Genomic DNA, 3,205 nt, shown 5'->3' on the forward strand with positions numbered 1-3,205 from the left:
AACACCCCCTCTGGAAAACCTACCTCCTTTTCCTGGCCCCCATGGTCCTCTCCAATTTCCTCCAATCCATGTCGGGCACGATCAACAGCATCTACATCGGCCAAATGCTCGGCACCCAAGCCCTGGCCGCCGTCTCTGGCATGTTCCCCATCGTCTTCTTCTTCATCGCCCTGGTCATCGGCCTCGGCGCGGGTGCTGGCGTGCTCATCGGCCAAGCCTGGGGCGCGCGTGAACCGCATCTGGTGAAAACCATCGCCGGTACAACCTTGCTGTTAGGCGCAATGATCGGCCTGACAGCAGCAGTACTCGGCAGCGTATTCGCAAGGCCAGCCCTGGAAGGCCTGGGTACACCGGCCGACGTTATCGACGACGCCGTGTCCTACGCCCACGTCATGATGTGGATCATGCCGTCGCTCCTGGTCTACGTGCTCTTCACCCAACTGCTGCGCGGGGTGAGCGATACGGTGTCGCCGCTGATTGCGTTGGTGGTGTCGACGTGTATCGGGTTGGCGCTGACGCCGGCGTTGATTCGCGGTTGGTTTGGGCTGCCGATGATGGGGATTCAGAGTGCGGCGTATGCGGGGCTGGCGGGTAACTTGTCGGCGATGGGGTGGCTGGCGTGGCGGTTGATTCGCAAGGGGCATCCGTTGGCGCCGGATCGGGAGATGTTTGCGGCGATGCGCCTGGATCTGGTGATTCTCGGCAAGGTGTTGCGCATCGGGTTGCCGACCGGGTTGCAGATGGTGGTGTTGTCGGTGTCGGAGTTGGTGATTCTGGCGCTGGTGAATCAGCACGGTTCGCAGGCGACGGCGGCGTATGGCGCGGTGACGCAGATCGTCAATTACGTGCAGTTTCCGGCGCTGTCGATTGCGATCACGGCGTCGATCCTCGGGGCTCAGGCGATTGGGGCAGGGCGGCTTGAGCGCATGGGGCCGATTCTGCGCACGGGGCTGTTGATCAATGTGTGCCTGACCGGTGGGTTGGTGGTGTTGGGTTATCTGTTGTCGCACTGGTTGCTGGGGTTGTTCCTCACGGATGATTCCACCCGGGCGAAGGCGGAGCATTTGTTGCACATCATGCTGTGGAGTCTGTTGGTGTTCGGCTTCCAGGCGATTGTCGGCGGCATCATGCGCGCCAGCGGCTCGGTGCTGGTGCCGATGGCGATTTCAATTATTTGTGTGGTCGGGGTGCAGTTGCCGGTGGCGTATGTGCTGGACGGGCACTTCGGGTTGCAGGGTGTGTGGATGGCGTTTCCGGTGGCGTATCTGGGGATGCTGGTGTTGCAGACGGCGTATTACAAGATGGTCTGGCAGCATCAGAAGATCGAGCGGTTGGTGTAGGCGGGCGGACTTGCTGTCGGCCACCTTCAGACTGACAATTCAGAGTGACTGTGTGATGCGAACCGACAGGCGTGATCGCCTGAGGAGGTTTTCAAATGAGTCTCTCATCGCCCACCATCCTGCAGGACCGGGCAGCAGCCGGGCGACGGCTGGTGGAACCGCTGCTCAAATACGCTCATCGCCCCGATGTCATCGTCCTCGCCTTGCCCCGTGGCGGTGTGCCGGTGGCTTATGAAGTGGCCGCGGCACTGGACGTTCGTCTGGACCTGATGCTGGTGCGCAAGCTGGGTGTTCCGTCTCATCAAGAGTTCGCCATGGGCGCCATCGCCAGCGGCGGCATCCAAATCCTCAATGAACATGCGCTGCGGGTTCACCCGATTGACCCGGCCACGTTCGATGACGTGGTCGCACGGGAAACCCGGGAGCTGCTACGCCGCGAGAAGGTTTACCGGGGAACGCGCGCGCCTGTGCAACTCAAGGATCAGGTCGTGATCCTGATCGACGACGGCCTGGCGACAGGCGCCTCGATGATGGCGGCGATCCACGCGGTGCGTGCGCAAGCGCCGTCTCGCATCGTCGTCGCTGTGCCGGTGGCGCCGATTGAGACGGCGGAGGCGCTGCGCAGCGAGGTGGATGAGCTGATATGCCCGATCATTCCTGACTGGATGATGTCGATCAGCCGTTGGTACATGGACTTTACCCAGACCTCGGATGCCGAGGTCATCAAGCTGTTGCAGCGGGCGTGGCAGCGAGAGTCCAGCTCCGCGCAGCAGCACTCCGGTCATAATTGACAAAGATCAGAGCCCTCACTGGATAACGCGTTGCCCGGCGTGCTTCACTCAGCGTTCTCGAGTCAAGGATTCTTCCAAACAGAGAAGGCCGGGAAACTGTACCCGCCGCTACCTGGAGCAAATGATGAGTGCTATCACCCCCGCAGTTCTTGAAGATCTCGCCCCGCAAGGCGTCCTTCGCGCTGCGATCAATTTCGGTAATCCGGTATTGGCTCAGCAGGGCCAGGATGGATCGCCACAAGGCGTCTCCGTCGCATTGGCCAAGGCACTGGCGCAAGAGCTTGGCGTGCGTCTGGACATGGTGACGTTCGACGCCGCCGGTAAAGTGTTTGCCGCACTGGAGGAGGGGGCCTGGAACCTTGCGTTCCTTGCCATCGAGCCCGTGCGCGAGCAACAGATCGCGTTCAGTGCGCCCTACGTGATCATTGAAGGCACTTACCTGGTAGCGGCCGATTCGCCCTTTGTGGCCGTCGAAGATCTCGATCAGCCAGGATTGCGTCTGGCGGTTGGCAAGGGCGCGGCCTATGACCTGTTCCTCGCGCGCACCTTGAAACACGCGCAGCTGGCGCGGGCGGAAACCTCCGTCGCTGCAGTCGACCTGTTCTTCGACAAGGACCTGGATGCCGCGGCGGGCGTGCGCCAACCGTTGCAGAAAGTAGCCGATGCGGACCCGCGTTATCGCGTGCTTGAAGGGGCCTTCACGGCCATCCGCCAGGCGATGGCTGTGCCTCGAGATCGAGAGGCAGGTGCTGCTTATGTGAGGGCATTTGTGGAGCGCAAAAAAGCCGAAGGCTTCGTGCACGCGGCACTGAAGGCCAGCGGTCAGGCGGATGTCACGGTGGCGCCGTAGGCTGCGATCTTTTGATCCGCTGATATTGACTCTGTCCCAAGGGACAGAGCCTAAGGTCGTCCTCGCCAAAATGGATGTTTATTCAAGCGAGGGGGGCAGTTGTATGAGTCAGTTATGTCTGGTCACAGGGGCCAATGGGCATTTGGGCAATACCTTGGTCAGAGCCTTGCTCGATCAGGGTTACCGAGTCCGCGCCGGGGTTCGTGATGTGAACGATTCGGCAG

Annotated in this window: 4 protein-coding genes; all 4 read left to right on the forward strand. The window is 61.2% G+C overall.

Annotated elements, in window-relative coordinates; translation table 11 throughout:
* A partial coding sequence (locus WLY71_RS30175) for an MATE family efflux transporter (RefSeq protein WP_347806493.1) occupies positions 1 to 1,340 on the forward strand: 1,340 nt, incomplete at its 5' end.
* 95 nt (positions 1,341 to 1,435) lie between these two features.
* A complete protein-coding gene (locus tag WLY71_RS30180) occupies positions 1,436 to 2,131 on the forward strand; it encodes a phosphoribosyltransferase (RefSeq protein WP_347806494.1) in 696 nt (231 codons plus the stop codon).
* 124 nt (positions 2,132 to 2,255) lie between these two features.
* A complete protein-coding gene (locus WLY71_RS30185) occupies positions 2,256 to 2,981 on the forward strand; it encodes a transporter substrate-binding domain-containing protein (protein ID WP_347806495.1) in 726 nt (241 codons plus the stop codon).
* Between the two features lie 103 nt (positions 2,982 to 3,084).
* Positions 3,085 to 3,205 (forward strand): NmrA family NAD(P)-binding protein (locus WLY71_RS30190; protein WP_347806496.1); only part of this gene is annotated, 121 nt, incomplete at its 3' end.

This window comes from Pseudomonas rossensis (genome assembly GCF_039888995.1).
GTDB classification, from domain to species: Bacteria; Pseudomonadota; Gammaproteobacteria; order Pseudomonadales; family Pseudomonadaceae; genus Aquipseudomonas; species Aquipseudomonas rossensis.

Excerpts from the sequence above, each read along its gene's own strand:
- WLY71_RS30180 (WP_347806494.1), top strand. The coding sequence starts at position 1,436 with ATGAGTCTCTCATCGCCCACCATCCTGCAGGACCGGGCAGCAGCCGGG.
- WLY71_RS30185 (WP_347806495.1), top strand. The coding sequence starts at position 2,256 with ATGAGTGCTATCACCCCCGCAGTTCTTGAAGATCTCGCCCCGCAAGGC.